The 2,652-nt window shown below is 28.3% G+C and carries 4 protein-coding genes and 1 pseudogene; 4 read left to right on the forward strand and 1 reads right to left on the reverse strand.

What is annotated here, in order from left to right; all coding sequences use genetic code 11:
• A pseudogene (locus tag OCHUTO_RS06730) lies at positions 1 to 169 on the forward strand (DNA adenine methylase); the annotation flags it as partial.
• 441 nt (positions 170 to 610) lie between these two features.
• Here the strand turns inward: OCHUTO_RS06730 and OCHUTO_RS04750 are convergent.
• The gene (locus OCHUTO_RS04750; protein ID WP_045797630.1) at positions 611 to 1,495 is read right to left on the reverse strand and encodes a hypothetical protein; all 885 of its coding nucleotides are present in this window, start codon (positions 1,493 to 1,495) and stop codon (positions 611 to 613) included.
• A gap of 323 nt (positions 1,496 to 1,818) precedes the next feature.
• Here OCHUTO_RS04750 and OCHUTO_RS07180 point away from each other — a divergent pair, with 323 nt between their 5' ends.
• From OCHUTO_RS07180 to OCHUTO_RS05665, 3 genes are all read left to right on the forward strand, one after another.
• Positions 1,819 to 1,917 (forward strand): hypothetical protein, encoded by a 99-nt coding sequence (locus tag OCHUTO_RS07180; protein ID WP_198139672.1) that lies wholly within the window; start codon positions 1,819 to 1,821, stop codon positions 1,915 to 1,917.
• Positions 1,918 to 2,139: 222 nt separating this feature from the next.
• Complete coding sequence (locus OCHUTO_RS05660) at positions 2,140 to 2,304, forward strand: transposase (RefSeq protein WP_232297012.1); 165 nt, start codon at positions 2,140 to 2,142, stop codon at positions 2,302 to 2,304.
• Positions 2,285 to 2,596, forward strand: a complete 312-nt coding sequence (locus OCHUTO_RS05665) for an ATP-binding protein (RefSeq protein ID WP_232297013.1) — start codon at positions 2,285 to 2,287, stop codon at positions 2,594 to 2,596. Before OCHUTO_RS05660 ends, OCHUTO_RS05665 begins: the two co-directional genes overlap by 20 nt.
• Positions 2,597 to 2,652: the final 56 nt, after the last annotated feature.

Raw genomic sequence — 2,652 nt, forward strand, 5'->3', positions numbered from 1 at the left:
ATTAATCTTGACTTAATCACTAGTTATTATGCTGTAAAAAAGAATCCAGAAGAGGTTAATAGATTACTAAATCCATATCATAGAAACCATTCCAAAAACTATTACTATAGAATAAGAGGTATATTATAATAATGATCATAATAATATAACGACAAATTATATCTTCATAAGAATTATGCAGCAATGCAAATAGTCATCTTTTTGCATTGCTTGCATTTTTTGCCATCAAATAATAATACTAAATGTAGCTTTTTAGCACAATAAAATGGCTGTATGAAGAAATATGAATTTTGTAATCTACTTTTTTAACAAAATCTATCAACAAAAGATAATATAGTACTGTTATATCTTTTAATATTATTTGATAATTTTGTTAAATATCTCCATAGGATCTCTTATCCTTATAAACCATTTTGTTATTTTTTCACACACAATTTACCTTCCTATATAACTCATCCTCTCTAATCCAAAAATGAGAATAAATAAGATAAAAAACCATCCTATAGGTTTTAATTATTATCACATAATAGTATGTTATTTAGTAATAATGCTTATGATATATAAATTCTTTTATCACCAAATTTAATTCTAAAATTGTCCTATTATTATTCTAAAACGATAAAGATTCATATATAGGTTCACATGGATATACATTGCTATTAGAGATTTGTATATCAAGGTCATCCTGGTGTATCTCAGCAACAACAAAATCTGTTTCTGCTACTGTTGAACTATTATTAATATTTGAGGAAGCTTCAAGAAAACTCTTTTTAGAAAAATCATAATTTTCTATAACAGCAGAAGAAATAAAAGATTCTGTTTCAGCATTATGATCATCGTTTTTTTGACTAATTTGTAGGTCATTGTTTTGTTTATTAGACTTATAATTACTATATATACGATAAATGCAATAACCGCCAATTGAAGCTAGACATCCAAATATTGTTATTGATAATGCAATACTTGATGATGATTCAGGATCATTTTCTTCGTTAGCAATTTCGCTTTTTGTAGTTACATCTGTCATTACAGTAGAGGTTGCTTCCATGGCCGTTGAAATACAGTTACGCATTATTTCACAAGCACCTTTATTTACAGAATTTATAAATTCAGTTGCATTGGCAACTCTGACCGCATATTTTGTCCAATCTTCATCTATATGACTGTATTCATTAATTGGTAATTCTAACAAAGAATTACAATTCAAAGCAGAATATTCAGCTATCTTAATGTCTTTAGCAAATCTATCTTTTGGACAAAGTTCCAGCTTAAAAACGTTTCCTCTAATAGAAAACAGATCTTCACATAATGCGTATAAGTCTTGCTTATTTTCTTTTATCCAAATATCAATATCTGTTGCTATAGATTTAAGTTTCAATAATAACGGTTGAGTGTAATTAAACTTACGAGCAATAATACAATCATCTTGGTTATCATATTGGTCATCAGCAACTTTGCTTGCAAGACTTTGGAGTATATTATTATTAATTATCATAAAAATTCTCTTTTTTTGTTAATATATATTAAACCTTCTAGCAAAAAGATTAAAATACATTAACATTATTAGCAATATTAATGTTGAAATGTATTAAAATAGCAAAGTATTATTGCAACATTTTTTAACTTTTATAATAATAAGATGCAATGAAATTAGTATGACATATTAGATAGATTTTAGAAAAAAGGCTATAATGGAAAGAGGAAAATGAGCTTTGAATGAGTATCAAAACGTTTTGGAGAAAAGTATTTGTATGGAGTAAGATTGCCGTTAAAGAATGAGCTCCAACAAAAATTTCTATTGATAAATTAAAAGAAGATGTGTTACAATATAGTGACGCATACCAATATGAAAGAGCTGAGCAGCTAGGAGTAAGTAAATTTGGTATACAAAAAGCATTAAAGAGATTGAACGTATAAAAAAAACTTTACAACACCCGAAGGCAAAAGAAGAAGAGAGATTAGAATTTCAGGATAAGATAAAGGTATAAAGGAAAGGTTATTGTCTTATGAGAGCGGTTTTATTTCTAGTGCTCCTAGAACTCACGGATATGAAGGCATGAGATGTTACGGAATTCATGATTGGCATCCGTTAAAAAGAGTTATAGGCACATAATAAATCGCTGCTAACCGTATCAATTTTTGACTGTAATATTATTTAACGGTTGGGTAAAACATGATTTAATACCGAAATTACCTAATAATTCTGTAGTTGTGATGGACAATGCAAGTTTTCATAAAAGCCCGTATTTAAAAACTGTGCTGGACAAAGAAGGGCATACAGCAAATACTAACTCAACTACTTGATAACGCAAATAAATTTGGAAAAGAAGACAAAAAAATTAAAGTTGAATTACTAAATCCACAAATACGGGACAAAACACTGCAACTCACAATTTATGATAATGGCAAAGGTGTAGAGGAAAAAATAAATAGTGCCATTAAGGATTGGAATCAAGATAACATATTAGGATTAGGACTAACCTTTGTTAAGCTAATCCTTCAAGAAATAAAAGGAGAAATTACATACAATAGGCCTACAGAAGTTATATGTCGTGTACCGATATATGCTCAATACCTTAGCATTTTCAATCATTAGGGGTGATATATGGAAAAAGCATTTAATATAGAAACAGAGATGCAGATTATTCAATC

Origin of the sequence: Orientia chuto str. Dubai (assembly GCF_000964595.1) — a bacterium.
In the GTDB taxonomy this organism is placed as follows: domain Bacteria; phylum Pseudomonadota; class Alphaproteobacteria; order Rickettsiales; family Rickettsiaceae; genus Orientia; species Orientia mediorientalis.

Excerpts from the sequence above, each read along its gene's own strand:
- OCHUTO_RS04750 (WP_045797630.1), bottom strand. The coding sequence starts at position 1,495 with ATGATAATTAATAATAATATACTCCAAAGTCTTGCAAGCAAAGTTGCT.